Annotated in this window: 12 protein-coding genes; 6 read left to right on the top strand and 6 right to left on the bottom strand. The window is 65.0% G+C overall.

The window, feature by feature from the left end; genetic code table 11:
• Nucleotides 1-624: 624 nt before the first annotated feature.
• Nucleotides 625-3,087, top strand: a complete 2,463-nt coding sequence (locus UNPF46_RS15460; RefSeq protein ID WP_181769946.1) for a putative bifunctional diguanylate cyclase/phosphodiesterase — start codon at nt 625-627, stop codon at nt 3,085-3,087.
• Here the strand turns inward: UNPF46_RS15460 and UNPF46_RS15455 are convergent.
• From UNPF46_RS15455 to thrS, 3 genes are all read right to left on the bottom strand, one after another.
• A complete protein-coding gene (locus UNPF46_RS15455; RefSeq protein ID WP_142250556.1) occupies nt 3,073-4,341 on the bottom strand; it encodes a serine hydrolase domain-containing protein in 1,269 nt (422 codons plus the stop codon). The two genes, UNPF46_RS15460 and UNPF46_RS15455, sit on opposite strands and share 15 nt — an antisense overlap.
• 63 nt (nt 4,342-4,404) lie before the next feature.
• On the bottom strand, nt 4,405-4,968 hold the full coding sequence (locus UNPF46_RS15450; protein WP_174718917.1) for a nitroreductase family protein: 564 nt from the start codon (nt 4,966-4,968) through the stop codon (nt 4,405-4,407).
• 93 nt (nt 4,969-5,061) lie between these two features.
• On the bottom strand, nt 5,062-7,104 hold the full coding sequence (gene thrS, locus UNPF46_RS15445) for a threonine--tRNA ligase (RefSeq protein WP_181769945.1): 2,043 nt from the start codon (nt 7,102-7,104) through the stop codon (nt 5,062-5,064).
• A gap of 183 nt (nt 7,105-7,287) precedes the next feature.
• On the opposite strand from thrS, the gene UNPF46_RS15440 reads away from it, so the two are divergent.
• Both UNPF46_RS15440 and UNPF46_RS15435 read left to right on the top strand, forming a co-directional pair.
• Nucleotides 7,288-8,457 (top strand): MFS transporter, encoded by a 1,170-nt coding sequence (locus UNPF46_RS15440; RefSeq protein WP_142250554.1) that lies wholly within the window; start codon nt 7,288-7,290, stop codon nt 8,455-8,457.
• A 92-nt stretch (nt 8,458-8,549) separates the two neighbouring features.
• A complete protein-coding gene (locus tag UNPF46_RS15435) occupies nt 8,550-8,939 on the top strand; it encodes a hypothetical protein (RefSeq protein ID WP_100177208.1) in 390 nt (129 codons plus the stop codon).
• Nucleotides 8,940-8,964: 25 nt separating this feature from the next.
• Here the strand turns inward: UNPF46_RS15435 and UNPF46_RS15430 are convergent, their stop codons facing one another.
• Entirely contained in the window at nt 8,965-9,291 is a 327-nt protein-coding gene (locus UNPF46_RS15430; RefSeq protein ID WP_174718919.1) for a GrlR family regulatory protein, read from the bottom strand.
• A 161-nt stretch (nt 9,292-9,452) separates the two neighbouring features.
• Nucleotides 9,453-10,787, bottom strand: coding sequence for an alpha/beta hydrolase (locus UNPF46_RS15425; protein WP_142250553.1), 1,335 nt, complete (start codon nt 10,785-10,787; stop codon nt 9,453-9,455).
• Between the two features lie 319 nt (nt 10,788-11,106).
• Between UNPF46_RS15425 and UNPF46_RS15420 the strand changes: the two genes are divergently transcribed.
• Together UNPF46_RS15420 and UNPF46_RS15415 are read left to right on the top strand one after the other, a co-directional pair.
• On the top strand, nt 11,107-12,474 hold the full coding sequence (locus tag UNPF46_RS15420; protein WP_100177210.1) for an APC family permease: 1,368 nt from the start codon (nt 11,107-11,109) through the stop codon (nt 12,472-12,474).
• Nucleotides 12,475-12,476: 2 nt separating this feature from the next.
• Nucleotides 12,477-13,688 (top strand): hypothetical protein, encoded by a 1,212-nt coding sequence (locus UNPF46_RS15415; RefSeq protein WP_142250552.1) that lies wholly within the window; start codon nt 12,477-12,479, stop codon nt 13,686-13,688.
• A gap of 21 nt (nt 13,689-13,709) precedes the next feature.
• Here UNPF46_RS15415 and UNPF46_RS15410 read toward each other — a convergent pair whose 3' ends face one another.
• Nucleotides 13,710-14,273: a helix-turn-helix domain-containing protein gene (locus UNPF46_RS15410; RefSeq protein WP_142250551.1), complete on the bottom strand. Its 564-nt coding sequence runs from the start codon at nt 14,271-14,273 to the stop codon at nt 13,710-13,712.
• Between the two features lie 356 nt (nt 14,274-14,629).
• Between UNPF46_RS15410 and UNPF46_RS15405 the strand changes: the two genes are divergently transcribed.
• The gene (locus tag UNPF46_RS15405) at nt 14,630-15,943 is read left to right on the top strand and encodes an MFS transporter (protein ID WP_142250550.1); all 1,314 of its coding nucleotides are present in this window, start codon (nt 14,630-14,632) and stop codon (nt 15,941-15,943) included.
• Nucleotides 15,944-15,958 lie beyond the last annotated feature (15 nt).

Below are 15,958 nucleotides of genomic sequence, written 5' to 3'. Positions count from 1 at the left end.
CCGGGATGTCCTGGCTACACCTGTATGCCGCTGTGCAGCTTCTTGTCACGCAGGATTCGCACAGTGGACCGCGGGTGCCAGCCGGCGCCCGGTCTTCCCTGCGCCCTCTCCATTCAAGAGGGCGAAGCGATCAGGCAAAGCTCGGGCGAACAAGCCGCGAGAATGCGAAGGCGTGTCTGGGATGAGGGTGCTGCGAGCTGTCATCTATGACCGTCACCCTGAGGCGCCGGAGCGAAGCGGAGGCCTCGAAGGGCGACAGCCCGGTTGCACCTCGGCCGCACATCCTTCGAGGCTCCGCGTGCGATGCGGTCGCATCGCACGCCTCGCACCTCAGGATGACGGAATCGACATTGTCGCCGCGGAAAGATTTTTGGATGCTTCCGCCTTCGCCGAGGCTTCCGCGGACAGGTCGCTGCGCTCGCAATGACGGCGCCGAAACGGTGTGCGGAAATATGTGCACCGATGCATCGCCTTCGCACCACCGTCATAGTCTCTAACGCGCACTAACCAACACCCGACTTAAAACTGTCATAATCGCCGTACGGAACCCGTGCCTGCGCGTTGTTTACAGGTCGTTAAGTGCGCCTGCATTGGATGCGCCGTGAAAGTGCGTTGGGGACTGCCATGACTGCCGCGAAGAAGATGCCGGGAAAACCGGCCGCCGAAATGTTCGACGACATCCCGGTGCTTCGGCGCAAATGGCGCGCCGCGTTGAAGCCGGGCGACCGGCTGCCGCGCTACGAAGACGTCATGCTCGGCAGTCTCGGACGGCTCGCCGATCACATCGCGCTTCTGAGAAACGACGGCAGGCTCGAACTGTCGCGCAGCGGACGCTACGTGCAGAGATGGCTCGGCGAGGAGCGCTGGGACATTGCGGTCGCGGAGCTGTCGCCCGATTGCGCCACGGCGCTGTCGGAAGCAGCAGGCATCGCGCTCGCCACGGGGCAGCCGCACCAGGCGAGCGCGCATTGCGTGCGCGACGGCATGGTCAGGACCTACGATGTGCTGGCGCTGCCGACGGCCTCGCGCTGGGGCGCCACGCTGGTCGGCGCCTATATCAACGAGCGCGGCGCGCAGTACAATCTCCTGGACGCGATCTTCGCCGCGACCGACGACGCGGTGATCTCGCTGGCGACAATGCGCGATGCCGGTGGCAAGCCGTTCGATCTGCAGGTCGTGCATCACAACAACAGCGCAGGCACGCTGCTGAATGTCGCGAAAGGCAGCCTGTTGTGGCGGCGGATCGGCGAGGGGGCCACGCTGCTGGCCTTGCCCGAGATCATGGACTTCCTGCTCAAGGCCGTCGCGGGCAGTCGCGGCGAGCAGCTCGAGATCGAGCACGGGGATCGCCACCTCCGCTTCAGTGCCACCGCCTTCGCCGACGTTGTCTCGCTGACGATCTCCGATGTCACCGCCCTGAAGCGGCGCGACGCCTCGTTCCGCCTGCTGTTCGACAACAACCCGATGCCGATGTGGGTGTTCGACGCCGAGAGCAAGGAGTTCCTCAGCGTCAACGACGCCGCGATCCAGCATTACGGCTACAGCCGCGCCACCTTCCTGCGCATGAAGCTGCACGAGATCTGGCCCAAGGATGAATGGGACAGCCACACCGAGGCGCTGGAGCGCGTCGGCGACGCCTATCATTCCTCGCGCAACTGGCGGCATTTGCGCGCCGACGGCAGCGAGATCGAGGTGCTGACCTTTGGCCGCCGCGTCGCCTTCGACGATCGCGACGGCTATCTGGTCGCCGTGGTCGACATCACCGAGCGGCGCAAGGCCGAGGCGCGCATCGCGCACATGGCCCACCATGACGGGCTCACCGACCTGCCGAATCGCGAATATTTCCAGGAGCGCCTGAAGCAGGCCCTGGAGCAGGCCGGCGACAAGCGCGTCGGCGTGCTCTACATCGACCTCGACCTGTTCAAGAACATCAACGATTCCTTCGGTCATCCCGTGGGTGACCGCCTGCTCAAGCAGGTTGCCGAGCGCCTGACCACCGCCGTCCGTGGCGCCAATCTGGCGGCCCGGCTCGGCGGCGACGAATTCGCGGTGATCCTCGCGGCCGACGTCTCGCCGAACGAGGCCAGCGCCTGTGCTGGCCTGCTGATCGACATGCTGAAGGCGCCCTATGACCTCGACGGCCAGGAGATGGTGATCGGCGCCAGCATCGGCATCGCGCTGTCGCCCGGCGACGGCACGACGCCGGAAGAGCTGATGCGAAACGCCGACATGGCGCTGTACCGGGCGAAGTCCGACGGCGGCGGCGTTCACCATTTCTTCGAGCGTGAGATGGACCTGCAGGCGCAGAAGCGCCGCGACATGGAGCTCGATCTGCGCCGTGCCTTCGCCAACGGCGAGTTCGAGCTCCACTACCAGCCGCTGGTGTCGATCGCCTCCGACCGCATCTCCGGCTTCGAGTCGCTGCTGCGCTGGCGTCATCCGGACAAGGGCATGATCTCGCCGGCGGAGTTCATTCCCGTCGCGGAGGACATCGGCCTCATCACCCAGTTGGGCGAGTGGGTGCTGCGCGAGGCCTGCGCCGAGGCGGCGAAATGGCCTGCCGACATCAAGGTCGCGGTCAATCTGTCGCCGGCGCAATTCCGCAGCCGCAATCTGGTCCAGATCGTGATCTCGGCGCTGGCGCAGTCCGGCCTGTCGCCGCGGCGGCTCGAGCTCGAGATCACCGAGTCGATCTTCCTGGCCGAGACCGACGCCAATCTCGCGATCCTGCACCAGCTGCGCGAGCTCGGCGTCGGCATCTCCATGGATGATTTCGGCACCGGCTATTCCAGCCTGAGCTATTTGCGCAGCTTCCCGTTCGACAAGATCAAGATTGATCGTTCGTTCGTGAAGGATCTGGCGGAGCGTCCCGATTGCGGCGCGATCGTGCGCGCGATCTCCGGCCTCGGCCGCAGCCTCAACATCACGACGACCGCCGAGGGCGTCGAGACCGAGGACCAGCTCGACTGGCTGCGTGCCGAGGGCTGCAACGAGGTGCAGGGTTTTCTGTTCAGCGCGGCGCGGCCCGCGGCCGAAATCGCAAAGCTGCTCGCCGATTTCGGCCAGCGCGCGTCACGGGCGGCGTAGGCCTTCGGGGTAGCAGTCATAGACCAGCGCCTTGAAGGCGGGCGTGATGCGGCCGCGCTCGGTCTGGGTCTGCTGCATCATGAGGTAGACCATGTCGAGCTTAGGATCGACGCCGAAATAGGTGCCGCTGCCACTGTCCCATTTCAGTTCGCCGAGCGAGCCCGGCGGCGGCGGTTTCGCGTTGCCGGGATCGGTCCGTACCGCAAGGCCGTAGCCATAGCCGAAGCCGTCGCCGGGGAAATAGAAATAGTCGCGTCCAACCCCGGAGCCGGGCCCGATGTGATCCGTCGTCATCGCCTTGAACGCGGCGGGGCTCAGATAGCGCCGGCCCGCGAACGAGCCGCCGTTGAGCAGCATCTGCGAGAAGCGCTGATAGTCGGTGATGGTCGAGAGCAGGCCGCCGCCGCCGGATTGCCATTCCGGATGGTCCAGACGTTCGCGCTCTCCAGCGAGCAGGATGAAGTCGTTCGGCAGCGGCCGCGCCATCCGCGCCAGCTCGTCCTCGGTCGCCAGCGCGAACTTGGTGCTGTTCATGCCGAGCGGATCCAAGATGCGAGCTTTGAGGAACTGGTACAGCGTCTGGCCCGAGACGATCTCGATGACGCTGCCGAGCACGTCGGTGGAATGGCCGTAGCGCCACAGCGTCCCCGGCTGCCGCGCCAGCGGCAGCTTGGCGATGCGGTCGGCGAATTCCCTGTTGTTGAATTGCCCTTCGAAGATGTTGGCGGCCTGGTAGGCCTGCTCGACCCATTTGCCGCCGATATAGTCGTAGCTGATGCCCGAAGTGTGCCGCAGCAGATCTTCGATGTTGACGGGACGGACTGGCGGCACGAGGTCGAGTTCCAGCTTGCCGTCCGGCTCGGTGACCTCGAGGCCGACCTTGGTGCGGGAAAACAGCGGCACGTATTTCGACACGGGGTCGGTGAGGGCGAGCTTGCCCTCGTCGATCAGCATCATCGCGCCGAGGCACGTGATCGGCTTGGTCATCGAGTGGATCGCGAAGATCGTGTCGGGCGTCATCGCAAGGCCCGTCCTGGTGTCGCGCACGCCGAACGTCTTGAGATAGACCGGCTTGCCGTGCTGCTGCACCAGGATCACCGCGCCCGGCAGCCGACCGCTGCTCACCTCGTTGTCGAAGAATGCAGTGATGCGGTCGAGCCCGTCGGGCGAGGGGGCGGGGATGTCGGCGGCCCGGCTTCGCGCCATCGTGCCGGCGAGCAGCGTTGCTCCGACCAGAAAATCACGACGCTTCATCCGGGCTTCCTCCCTCGGCGGGATCAAAGCCGCAAGGCGTCGTGGGCGTCAACACGCCATCGATCAAAAACGCGTCACGATTTCCGAAAGGAACGGTCGCGGACGGTCCTCGCTCGGCTTGGTCGGCGTGCCCACGTGAATGAAGCCGGCGAGTTTCTCGTCCGGCTTCAGGCCGAGGCCGTCGAGCACGTCGCGATCGAACGAGAACCAGCCGGTCAGCCAGCAGGCGCCGTAGCCGAGCGCGGTTGCGGCCGTGACGATGTTCATGGCGCTGGCGCCCGCCGACAATTCCTGCTCGAACGCCGGCACCTTCGGATGCGGTCTGGTGAAGCTGACGATGCCGATCACCAGCGGCGCATCCATCAGGCGCTTGCGCTCGGTCTCGACGTCGGCCGCCGGCGCGCCGGGATTCTTCCGCGCAAACACCTTGGCGATCACCTCGCCGGCACGTGCACGGGCATCGCCCTCGAAAATGATGAAGCGCCAGGGTGCGAGCTTGCCGTGGTCGGGCACGCGGGCGCCGATGGTCAGGATCGTCTCGAGCTCGGCCGGAGAGGGGCCGGGCCCGGTCATCTCGCGCGGCTTGACCGAGCGGCGGGTCTTCAGGAGTTCGATGGCATCGGGCACTGCGATATCCTCTTCAAATGGTCGGCGGGCGTGCCATGCCGAGATAAGCATGCACGCCCGCAACCGGAAGCGAATTTAGATCGATTTCAGGGATCAGAGCGACCCGCGCATCCGCTTGACGTCGGGCGGCGTCGCCTCGTCGACCAGTGCGGCGATCGCCTCCTCGGTCGTCATCACCTTCTGGCCGTCGCTGCCGAGCCGGCGCACCGAGACCGAATGCGTTTCGGCCTCCTTTTTGCCGACCACGAGCAGGGCGGGGATCTTGGCCAGCGAGTGCTCGCGGACCTTGTAGTTGATCTTCTCGTTGCGCAAATCGATCTCGACCCGAAGCCCCGCGCGCCGCGCCTGCTCCAGCACCACCTTGGCGTATTCGTCGCCTTCCGAGGTGATGGTGGTGACTACCGCCTGCACCGGCGAGAGCCAGAGCGGGAAGTTGCCGGCATAGTGCTCGATCAGGATGCCGATATAGCGTTCCATCGAGCCGCAGATCGCGCGGTGCACCATCACGGGCGGCTTCTTGCCGCCGTCATGGTCGATATAGAACGCGCCGAACCGCTCCGGCAGGTTGAAGTCGACCTGCGTGGTGCCGCACTGCCAGTCGCGGCCGATGGCGTCGCGCAGCACATATTCGAACTTCGGCCCGTAGAAGGCGCCCTCGCCCGGATTGATCTCGGTCTTGATGTGATTGCTCTGCGACTGGATCTCGCGCAGCACTGTAGCCATCACGCGCTCGGCGTGATCCCACATCTCGTCCGTGCCGACGCGCTTTTCCGGCCGCGTCGACAGCTTCACGGTGAGATCGCCGGTGAAGCCGAAATCGGCGTAGGTCGACAGGATCAGATCGTTGATCTTCAGGCATTCCTCGGCGAGCTGGTCCTCGGTGCAGAAGATGTGCGCATCGTCCTGGGTGAAGCCGCGCACGCGCATCAACCCGTGCATGGCGCCCGACGGCTCGTAGCGATGCACCACGCCGAACTCGGCGAGGCGCAAGGGCAGGTCGCGGTAGCTCTTCAGGCCGTGCTTGAAGATCTGCACGTGCCCCGGGCAGTTCATCGGCTTCAGCGCAAACCAGCGCTTGTCCTCGGCCTCGTCGCCGGCCGACTGCGCCGCGAACATGTTCTCGCGGTACCAGCCCCAATGGCCCGAGGTCTCCCACAAGGACTTGTCGAGGATCTGCGGCGCGTTGACCTCGCTGTAATCGCCGGTCAGGCGCCGGCGCATATAGGCGATCAGCTGCTGGAAGATGGTCCAGCCCTTGGCGTGCCAGAACACGACGCCCGGGCCTTCCTCCTGGAAATGGAAGAGGTCGAGTTCGCGCCCGAGCTTGCGATGGTCGCGCCTTTCCGCTTCCTCGATCTGCTTGAGATAAGCGTCGAGGTCCTCCTGCTTGGCGAAGGCGGTGCCGTAGATGCGCGTCAGCATCGGGTTGTTGCTGTCGCCGCGCCAATAGGCGCCAGCCACCTTCATCAGCTTGAAGGCGTTGCCCACCTTGCCGGTCGAGGTCATGTGCGGGCCGCGGCAGAGATCGAACCAGTCGCCCTGGTAGTAGATTTTGATCGGCTCGGTGCCGGGAATGGCGTCGACCAGCTCGACCTTGAAGGCCTCGCCCTTGTCGCGGAACACCTGCTTGGTTTTCTCGCGATCCCAGACTTCCTTGGTGAAAGGCTTGTCGCGCGCGATCAGCTCGCGCATTTTTTTCTCGATGGCCGCAAAGTCGTCCGGCGTGAACGGCTCGTTGCGGAAGAAGTCGTAGTAGAAGCCGTTCTCGATCACGGGGCCGATGGTGACCTGCGTGCCCGGCCACAGCGTCTGCACGGCTTCCGCGAGCACGTGCGCGCAATCGTGGCGGATCAGCTCGAGCGCGCGCGGGTCGTCGCGGTTGACCAGCTCGATCTTGGCGTCGTCCTCGATGGGGTCGTTGAGATCGGCGAGCACGCCGTCGAGTGCCATCGCAACCGTGCGCTTGGCCAGCGAGGGCGAGATGCCCTTGGCGATGTCGAGGCCGGTGATGCCCTTGTCGTATTCGCGCCGGGCGCCGTCCGGGAAGGTGAGGGTGACTTTGGCTGCGGGGGTCACGGGCTTCAGATTGGAGAGGCTGTACTGGAAGCCGGACTCGGATTTGGGCTGGTCGGTCATTGCTTTTCTCCTGAGGCTCACTCCTGCGAACGAGCGCAGGTAAGCGGGAACGAGCGATATATCAGGCGATTCGGCCTGTGCAATCCGGCATTTCCAAGAAAATCGGCGCATAAAGCGGCGCGCGGACGAACTATTTCGGTCCGGCCCTTTAACTGGCCGGACAACCGCTCTACATGCATTTGCATGGAAAATGCACGCGCCGGCCGTTTCGCGCCAACCGCCCTGATGCTTGGCAATCTCGTCACCGGCTGTTCGGTGCTGGCCCCGGCGGGCATGCTGCCGGAGCTGGCGAGCGGCCTCGATGTCAGCATTCATGCGGCCGGGCTGCTCATCACCTTCGGCGCGATCACGCTGTGCATCGGTTCGCCGCTGACGGCCTGGCTGACCGGCCGCATCGAGCGGCGGACGCTGCTCACGACGACCTTGGCGGTGCTTGCCTTGGGCAATCTCGCCTCGGCCTTTGCGCCCGATTACACCAGCCTGCTCGCCATCCGTCTCGTGATGCTCGCTGTCGGCGCGCTCTATACGCCGCAGGCCGCCGGCACGGCCGCGTTGATCGTGCCGGTCGAGCGGCGGGGCAGCACCATCGCCTATATCTTTCTCGGCTGGTCGCTGGCTGCCGCCGTCGGCCTGCCGTTGATCACCTTCATCGCCAGCCGCTATGGCTGGCGCGCGGCCTATGGTGAAATCGGCCTGTTGGGTTGCGTCAGCTTCCTGTTGCTGCTGCTGCGGCTGCCGGCGGGCCTGAAGGGCGCGCCGGTTGATTTGAAGACCTGGCGCGAGGTCGGCCGCAACACGACGATCCTGCTGCTGCTTGCGGTCACCATGCTGCAGATGTCGGGGCAGTTCGTGGTGTTCACCTTCATGGGCCCGCTGCTCAACAAGCTCACCGGCGCGGGCCCCGATGCGATCGGCACGGCGTTCGCGCTCTACGGCGTCTGCGGCTTCCTCGGCGTCGTCATCGCTACCCGTATCGTCGATAGCTGGGGCCCTTATCGCACCTCGCTGCTGTTCACCTGCCTGTTGCTGACCGGGATCGCTGGCTGGGCGCTCGGTGCGGGCACGCTTGGCTTCATGACGGCCGGGGTCTCGATCTGGGGCCTCGGATTCGCCTCGACCAATTCGATGCAGCAGGTGCGGCTGGTTGCGGCCGCGCCGCCACTTGCATCGGCGACCGTCGCGCTCAATACGTCGGTCCTCTACATCGGCCAGGCCGTCGGCTCCGCCATCGGCGGAGTGTTGTTCGCCCGCGAGCTCCTGCATACGCTCGGCTTCGTCGCCGTCGGCTTCGTCATGCTGGCGCTGATCCTGGTGGTCCTGACCCGTCCCCGCCGGGCTGCCGCCACGGCCTGACGAGGCGCGTTTTCGTGTGCGCAAGGCGCTTGGCAAACCGCGCGCGGGAGCGCTAGAAGGCCGGTCATGGGGACCAAAGAGAGTTGACTGAAATGAGGATGATTCTGGCGGTTGCCGCGGTGCTCTATTCAGCCTCCGCGTTCGCGCAAGCCGACAAGCCACCGATGGTGGGGGACAAGCCCTTGGTGCAGGTCAAGCCCAAGGGGACCAAGGCGGGGGCCAAGGAGGCCGCGGCCAAGCCGGCGGCAGCACCGAAGGGCAAGCCGCAATCGATCGCGGCCCGGCTTCAGGCCTGCCTCGAGCTTGATGACGGTACCAAGGACCGGCTCAATTGCTACGACGCCATCATTCCGCCAGCGCCAAAGCCGAAGCCGGCGAAGGCCAAGGGCTACGCCGATTGCAAATTCTTCAAGGAAGAAGACGAGCGGCTGGCCTGCTTCAACGGCTTTGCCGAGAGCATTCCGAAGCTGCCCAAGACCTGATTCTCGGAGCTAATTCCCGCCAGGCTCAGTCGCTGATCCGGCAGAGCACGGCCCGGAAGGCAACGCCCGGCGCCTGCAGCGCGTTGCCTTCGAATTCCGCGGTGTCGCCGTCCTCCCGGCCGGCGAGCGCCAGCGTGATGCGATCGAGGCCGAACAGCGCCTTGAAGGACGGGTCGTCATTGTAGCGCTGGGTCGAGATCTTGACCTTGATGCCGTCGCCTTCGCCCGTATACGTGCCGATGAAGGCGAAAGCGGAATTGCCCCCGCGCATCTTGCCATCCGTCACATAGACGACGCCGCAGCCCGTTCCGTGAACGGTGTGGTAGTCGACCTTGTACAATCCCTGACGCAACTGCCTGTCCCCGCAGAATTCCAGCCGGCCGCAAAGTATGAGCCTTGCCAGCGGAAGCAATCCGGCGACCTCCGGGATTTCGGCCCATCAACATTACATTTTGATCAAAGCCTGAGGGAATTGCAGGCAGTGCAGCCAAATGCCGGCTCGCGCAATATCCGTCAGCGGCTCGACGCAGAAGGGTTGGTGGAGGCGACGCGCGTCAGCGCCAGCGAGGGCGTCGCCGCCATCTTCACCAGCACGTCCTTGAGCGGATCCCGCGTCCAGGCGCGCGTGACATAGTCGCGATGGGTGATGCCCTCGGCGGTCTCGACGAACACCACGCTGCCGGGACGCAAGGGGCCGTCCATGTCCTCGGTGACGCCGATGCCCTTCTGCCGCAGCATGCTCATCAGCTCGCGGTCGCGCCGCGCCGTGCCGCGGGTGTAGGCGCTGACGAAGAAGCTGGAGCGGTGGCTTTCGATCCAGGACGCGAACTTGTCCATCTCGCCGTAGACGGCGTCGAGCAGCACAACGCCGCGGACGCGGTCGCTGATGCCGCCGACCTCCAGGCTCCAGGCCGTCGGCAGGAAGCCGCCGCTGTAGCCGACGATCACGATCGGCATGCTGGCGAAGGCGCGCGCGCTGTTGGGATCGCCGGTGACGCGGGCAAGGTGCTCGGCCGATTCCGCCATGAAGCGCTTGAAGCCGCCCGGCTGCCAGAACTTGCCGGCGCTGGAATCGGCGGCATCGACTGCCATCTGCGGGGCGAGCAGCACGGCATTGGCGCCGGAATCGGTGATTTGTTTCGGCACCAGCTGGCGATCGCGCACGTCGCGTTCGAGCGTTGCGCCATTGCCGTGGAAGAACACCACGATCACGCCCGGCTTGCGGACGTCGAAATGCTCGGGCACGTGCATCAGCACGCGGCTGTCATTGTAGGTCTCGTCCTGCCAGAACACGCGCCCCGAATAGCTGCGATGTCCGCGACGGTCGCCCTTGCTGATGTTGAGGAAGGGCGCGTCGGAGGCGGGGTTGTTGCCGAAATAGGGAAAGGCCGACGACTTCATGCTGACGAGGGTCGTCAGGTCCTCGCGGGGAGGACGCTTGTAGGGGACCTGCGGCTCGAGCGAGGCGACCTTATAGGGCGCCTGCTCCGGTGGCTGTTGCTGCACGGCGCGCTTGGGCGAGAAGTCCGACATCTGCCGTTGCAGGAAACTCTCGCTTGCCGAGGGGAAGCGCTCCCTGAATTGCGGAGCGGGAAAGCGATCCTCGAACGTGTCGCCGCCTGCGACTTGCCGATTTGTCTTCGCAACGACCTGACTGCCCCCTTGGACGTTGGCCTGCGAGTTTGCCGCGAGGGCCGCCGGGTTCGGCGCCTTGCCGCATTGAACCAGGATCAGCGACAACGGCACAAAGGCTGAGATCAGGCCGACCCGGAGCGCACGACCGCGCCGACCGGACAGTGTCCGATCGGCACGACGATCAGCTCTCAGTTTCGGAACGGCCCCGACCATCCACCCATGACCCCAAAGTCACGTCCATCGGCAATCCAGACAATTGAGCCGACTGGCGTTTAGGCGACGTTAAGCTTCCGGACAAACTTCCCCACATCCGGAACGCTCAAAAGGACCATGCAATCGTGTCCTGATTGTGGGGAAGAGGAACGGGGCTTCCCGGGGTATCGGCAGGCTTTTCGCCTGATAGCGGGAATAAGCGGTGCTGAAATACCCGTCGGTGCTGCCTCATTTAACCCTTGTTAACCCTGCTTGAATTGACTGGGCCAAACTGCACGATGGGCCCGCGAGGCAAGACGCCTCGAGGTTAAGGACCCCAATGACGGCATCAGATGCGGGACCCGCACCCTGGACTGGCCGGCTGACCGGAGGCGGGACCGGGGTCTCGGTTCTGGTCGCAACCGCGATCGTCGTGGCCGACATGATCGGGGTTGGCGTCTTCACCAGCCTCGGCTTCCAGGTCAAGGACATCCCGTCCGGCTTCTCGATCCTGCTGCTGTGGACCGTGGGCGGCATCGTCGCGCTCTGCGGGGTGTTCGCCTATAGCGAGCTCGGGGCGATGTTTCCGCGCTCGAGCGGCGAGTACAATTTCCTGGGACGGGCCTATCACCCGGCTTTCGGTTTCCTCGCCGGCTGGGTGTCCGCGACGGTGGGCTTCGCCGCGCCGGTCGCGCTCGCTGCGATGGCCTTCGGCGAATACGCCAAATCGGTCGTGCCCGATCTGCCGCCGATCCCGCTCGCCATCGCCGTGGTGTGGCTGGTCTCGCTCGTGCAGCTGACCGGCGTCAGGCACTCCTCGACCTTCCAGCTGATCTCGACCATCATCAAGGTCCTGCTGATCGTCGCCTTCCTGGTTGCCGGCTTCGTCATCGCCGCTCCGCAACCGATCGCCTTCACGCCGCAGCCGGGCGATCTCGCTCACATCGTCAGCGCGCCCTTCGCGATCGGGCTCGTCTTCGTGATGTACTCGTTCTCGGGCTGGAATGCCGCGACCTACATCATCGGCGAGATGAACATGCCGCAGCGCGACCTGCCGCGCGCGCTGCTCGCGGGCACGCTGATCGTGCTCGTGCTGTACGTCGCGCTGAACGCGGTGTTTCTCCATTCGACGCCTGTCGGTGCGCTGGCCGGTCAGCTCGACGTCGCCAGCGTCGCCGGTGCCGCCATCTTCGGCAAGCTCGGCGGCCGGATCGTCGGCGCCATGATCTGTGTCGGGCTGATCTCCTCGATCTCTGCGATGATGTGGATCGGCCCGCGCGTGATGATGACGATGGGGGAGGACATTCCGGCTCTGCGCGTGTTTTCGCGCAAGTCGACGAGCGGCGCGCCCGCCTATGCCATCCTGTTTCAGCTCGCGGTCGCGACCCTGCTGCTGTTCACGCGCAGCTTCGAGGCGGTGCTCGACTTCATCCAGTTCGCGCTTCTGTTCTGCTCGTTCTTCACGGTCGCCGGCGTCATCAAGCTGCGCATCACCGATCCCGATCTGCCCAGGCCCTATCGCGCCTGGGGATACCCGTTCACGCCGCTGGTTTTCCTGCTCGTGACAGGGTTCATGATGTACTACCTGTTGACCGAGCGGCCGGTGCAGTCGCTCTCGGGGATGCTGGTCATGCTCTCCGGTCTGTTGATTTATGCTGTTTTCCGCAGGCGGCCGGTCGCCGCTGATACGTCACACATTCGCGAATAGACATGGTCCGAGCCTTCAGAATTGCGGCCGTCGCTCTTGCCCTGCTGGCTGCGGCCGTCTCGTCCGCACGCGCCGCCGAGGTCACCTTCGATGATACCGCGCGCTTCCTCGCGGGCATGCAGCCTTCGGCGGACTCGCCGTTGGTGCCGTTGACCCGGGACCCCAGCTGGCAGCATCACGCGAAATTCTTCGACGGCGCTTTTGCCCAGCTCGAGCAGCGGCAGCTCTCGAAGATCCGCACCTGGTCCGACGTCAATCTGGCCGCGCCCCGGCCAACCATGTTCTACATGTTCAGCGGCCCCGATTTCCTCTACGCCAACGCGTTCTACTCCAAGGCCAGCACCTACGTGCTCGGCGCACTGGAGCCGGTCGGCGCCGTGCCCGATTTGACGCGGCTGCCGCGCGGCTCGGTCGGTGCCGCGCTCTACAACGTCGAGCGTTCGCTCGGCTCGATCCTGAGCTTCTCGTTCTTCATCACCAAGCAGATGAAGGTCGATCTGCACGCCAATCAGGTCAACGGCACCTTGCCGATCCTCTATGTCTTCCTCGCCCGCTCGGGCAAGACCATCCGCAACGTCGAGATGGTCGCGCTCGACGACAAGGGCGGAATGCATGTCGGCGACGACAACCCGGGACGCAATGCGACGCGCGGCGTCCGCATCACCTTTGCTGGCCCCGACGGGGAAGCGCGCACGCTGTATTATTTCTCGACCGACCTTTCCAATGCCGGGGCGCGCAACACGGGATTCCTGAAATTCTGCGAGACGCTCGGGCCCGGCAACAGCCTGCTCAAGAGCGCATCCTATCTCCTGCACAAGAGCGACTTCGCTTCTGTCCGCGACTGGCTGCTGGCCAACAGCGCCACCATCATCCAGGACGATTCCGGCATTCCGCTTGCCAATTACAACGCGCGGCAATGGCGGTTCTTCCCGTTCGGCCGTTATCTCGGACCGATCGGTGAATTCCCCGGCCGTTACCAGGAACGCTACGCCGAACTGTTCACGCGCGCCCAGCCGATCGATTTTGGCGTCGGCTACCGCTGGCGCATGCATGAATCGAACTTGCTGCTGTCGGTGAGGGTGCCGGGAAGCGAGGCCGCGCCGGCTGCGGAGGCCACATCGTCGGCCGAGCCGGCGCCGAAGCCGCCGCGCCCGAAGCGGCCGCGTCCGCCCGAGTCGGTGCCGCCGCAGGGACGCTTCTTCTGGTACCGCTAGGCCAATTGCGCAGATCCGGCGTTACGTCGTCGCATTCTGGGCCACGACGACCAGCACTTCGGCTTTCTGCCGGCCGAGGCTCCTGACTTCGTGCGGCGTCTCGCCTGAGAAATACAGGCAGTCGCCCCTGCCGAGTGTCAGCTCCTCGCCGTCGAGCTTGATCGAGATCCGGCCGTTGATGACGAACAGCAGCTCCTCGCCCGCATGCGAGGCGCGGGTCGCCGCCTTGTGCGGCGGGCTGAGCAGGAACGGCTCCATCATCTTGCGAGTGCGGCCCGTTGCCAGCGGCACGACGCCAAACGTGTCCTGGAACAGCGGCACGTTGCCGTCCTCGCGGCGGAACAGCGTATAGCGCGGCGCGGGCTCGGCGTTCGGGTCGAAGAAGTTCGCGACATTGACCTCGAGCGCGGCCGCCATCCGCAGCAGCGCGGCGAGCGAGGGGATCTTCAGGTTTCGCTCGACCAGCGAGATGTAGCCGCGCGTGAGATCGCTCTGCTTCGCAAGCTGGTCCAGCGTCAGGCCCTTGGCGATCCGCGCCTGGCGGATATTGGCCCCGACCGCTGTCGCTTTGCTGACGTCAAGCACGCGTGAGTCTCCCGAACTGCTGAGGCCTCTTTTGCAACAGATGCGGCTGAACTGCCAGCCCGGCAGGGCGCGCTGCTCTCTCGGCGTGTCGGCGCGTGTATTCCAAAGGAAAACAAATGCGCAGAAATTTCGAGCAAAGCCGCAGATATTGTGAGCAGATGGGCTGGTATATCGCAGGATTCAGCCGAATTTTGGTGCAAAAGACGCGCCTTGCCGCGATTGGCGGCATTTGCCCCGTTCCGTGGCGTTGATTTCTATTAGTAAACATGATCGATTTTTACCGTCGCGGCTGCCGATGGGGTCCGCGGACCGAACCAACTGCTTTTCCCAGGCGCCGGTACCTTTTGGAGAGATCGATGACCGTAGCAGACGACGTAACCCTGAACGTAGCGCCGGACGAGGCGGCGAGCTTGCGGAGGATCGTGTGGTCGAGCGTGATCGGCACCGCGGTCGAGTGGTACGACTTCCTCATCTACGGCACGGCGACCGCGCTGGTGTTCAACAAGGTCTTTTTCGCCGCCGGCAATCCCACGCTCGCCACCATCGCGGCCTTCGGCACCTATGCGGTCGGGTTTCTGGCGCGTCCTCTCGGCGCTGCGATCTTCGGTCATTACGGCGACCGGGTCGGCCGCAAGGCGATGCTCGCGATCACCATCATGGTGATGGGCATCGGCACCTTCCTGATCGGCCTGCTGCCGACCTACCAGCAGATCGGCATTGCCGCGCCGCTGCTGCTGATCGGCCTCCGCTTCCTCCAGGGCATCGGCCTCGGCGGCGAATGGGGCGGGGCGGTGCTGATGGTGGTCGAGAACTGTCCGACACACCGCCGCGGCCTGCTCGGCAGCATGGTGCAGGTCGGCAATCCCATCGGCAATCTCGCCGCGATCGGCATGTTCGCGCTGGTGGCGAGCCTGCCGGAGAGCGATTTCATGACCTATGGCTGGCGCATCCCCTTCCTGGTCTCGATCCTGCTGGTCGGCGTCGGCCTCTATATCCGCCTCAACATGGAGGAGACCGCGGCCTTCCGTCAGGTCCAGGCCAAGAAGGACGTCGCGAAGATGCCTCTGGTCGAGATCTTCAGGCACCATCGCCGGCCGTTCTTCACGGCTGTCGGGCTCAAGATCTCCGAGATCGCCTATGCCAGCATCGGCGGCGTGTTCGTGATGTCCTATGCCACGGCCAATCTCGGCCTGTCGCGCACCGTGGTCCTGAACGGAGCCTTCGCTGCATCGCTGGTCGCGCTGCTCGCCATTCCCTTGTTCGGCTGGCTGTCGGATATCCTCGGCCGCAAGACGATGTTCCATGCGAGCTGCGCGTTCTCGGCGCTGTTTGCCTTCCCGCTGTTCTGGCTGCTCGACACTCGCGATCCCACCGTCGTCATCTGCACCATCGTGGTGGCGATCACCTTCGGCCAGATGGTGATGTTCGGCATCGGCGCGCCATGGTACTCCGAGCTGTTCTCCGCACGGCTGCGCTACAGCGGCGCCTCGCTCGGATTTCAGGTCGGCGCGGCCATCAGCGGCGGGTTGACGCCGCTGATCGCGGCGTCTCTGATGGCGTGGAGCGGCGGTGCCACCTGGCCGGTCTCGCTGCTACTGATCGCCTGCGCCGCCATCACCGCGACCGCGACCAATTTCGCGCCGGAGATGGCGAACAAGGAACTGACCTGATCCCGCGGCGCGCCG

Source organism: Bradyrhizobium sp. UNPF46, assembly GCF_006658625.1.
Lineage (GTDB): Bacteria > Pseudomonadota > Alphaproteobacteria > Rhizobiales > Xanthobacteraceae > Bradyrhizobium > Bradyrhizobium nitroreducens.
Note: the sequence above shows the minus strand (reverse complement) of the source record. Positions and strands in the feature narration are given on the sequence as shown.